Below are 1,111 nucleotides of genomic sequence, written 5' to 3' on the forward strand. Positions count from 1 at the left end.
CCATCATCACACCACTTACGAGACCGATGGCGACTGCGAGCTTATTATAGGTAGTCATTGTCATGTTCCTCATGAATGTTGACTTATTGTGCTGCGCTTGATGCTGCCGGTACTTCTGATGCGGGTGTTGCTTGCAACGGTGTTGCGACTGCTTCATTTCCACTTGCTTCATTGCTGCTGGTATTGGCTGCGGCCACTTGCTGCGTGTTGCTATTGTCATCTGCAACATGCTGTCCCGGGTGCAATGCACATTCCTGTCCCGCAGGTACAGGAAGTCCCAGGCCTTCAGTCAGAAGCTGATACGCGCCCATCTCCACGACTGATCTCACCCCCAGCTGCAGTGGTTCATTGCGCACTGCGCCGGAGTCAAACTCGACCAACTGATTGCCGAAGAAGCGGTAGATACCGGCTTCGACTTCGTAACCCACCACCTGCTTCTGCAGGCTGGTGACATAGACGGTGCGGAAGGTGCGGATATCGACCATGCGCAGGTCCAGGCCGACGTTGATGACTGCAGTGCGCAGTCCGGCCCCGATTCCGCTGACGAACAGTCGAGCTCCACCACTTGAAATGTTGTAATTGAGCTCTGTCAGTGCACCAAGAACCACGAAATGCGAAGGGAGAACTGCCAGTTTGCGCGGCGAGTAGGCCATAGCCTTATTCTCGAAAAGCTGCTGCTCTGCCAGCGGGACTCGCACATCGAGACGCTCGGTAAGATGCACCTTGCGAGTCTTGTAGAGGGCACTTATCAGCATCTCGGATACGCCCTGGGTTACGGCAGCGCTCTCTGTCACGGTGGAATAACTGCGTTGACCGGTCTTGTCCGTCACCTGACCCACTGCAATCACAGGCAGGTTGGTGGCACCCTGAATTCGACTGAGTGATACGAGGCATTCGCTATATGGCGTATTGTTGGAGGTGACTGGTGGCCCTACGACCGGTTCGACATTGTCGAATTTCGGTTCGACAGCGGCGCAGCCCCCCAGCACTGTGGCCATGCAAGCGGCCATGCATATCCGTGGCTTAAACATGCTGGAAGTTCCCCTGGTGTGACGCATGATCCTGCGCCGTTATTTTTCTCTGATATGTCTCTATCAGTTGTTCTGCCGTG

1 protein-coding gene is annotated in these 1,111 nt (G+C 55.1%); it reads right to left on the reverse strand.

The features are described from left to right. Positions 1 to 83: 83 nt before the first annotated feature. Positions 84 to 1,031 carry a CsgG/HfaB family protein gene (locus AC4FAH_RS10875; RefSeq protein ID WP_483416492.1) on the reverse strand — a complete coding sequence of 316 codons (948 nt, stop codon included), beginning with the start codon at positions 1,029 to 1,031 and terminating at the stop codon, positions 84 to 86. Positions 1,032 to 1,111 lie beyond the last annotated feature (80 nt).

The sequence above is a fragment of the Cobetia sp. genome (assembly GCF_983723665.1).